Origin of the sequence: Aquirufa beregesia (assembly GCF_011090385.1) — a bacterium.
GTDB classification, from domain to species: domain Bacteria; phylum Bacteroidota; class Bacteroidia; order Cytophagales; family Spirosomataceae; genus Aquirufa; species Aquirufa beregesia.
On the sequence record NZ_SEWW01000034.1, the window covers coordinates 1 to 406 of the forward strand.

General features: G+C 46.8%; 1 tRNA gene. It reads right to left on the minus strand.

The features are described 5' to 3' along the window. Positions 1–50 precede the first annotated feature (50 nt). Positions 51–127, minus strand: a tRNA-Ala gene (locus EWU23_RS13770). Positions 128–406: the final 279 nt, after the last annotated feature.

Consider the following 406-nt stretch of genomic DNA (forward strand, 5'->3'; position numbering starts at 1 on the left):
TAACGGAACAACATCTAAACCTGACGGCTTTCCGTTGACCCCATTTACTCTGGTGGAGAATAACGGATTCGAACCGTTGACCCCCTGCGTGCAAGGCAGGTGCTCTAGCCAGCTGAGCTAATCCCCCAAGTTTAATCGGGATTTATTTGTTAATCTCTTTATAAATTAGACTCGTTTGTCTAATGCTATACTCTTTGCTTTTTCGAGTGGAGAAGACGGATTCAACGCGGAATGCAATTCCGTTGAGCCCACAAGTGCAAGGAAGGTACTTTAGCTTTTTGAGCTAATCCCCCGTTTATTGGCTTTCATCTCCAGCTTGCCCCAACATGAATTTTGTTGGTGGGCCTGCGTGGACTCGAACCACGGACCTCTACATTATCAGTGTAGCGCTCTAACCACCTGAGCT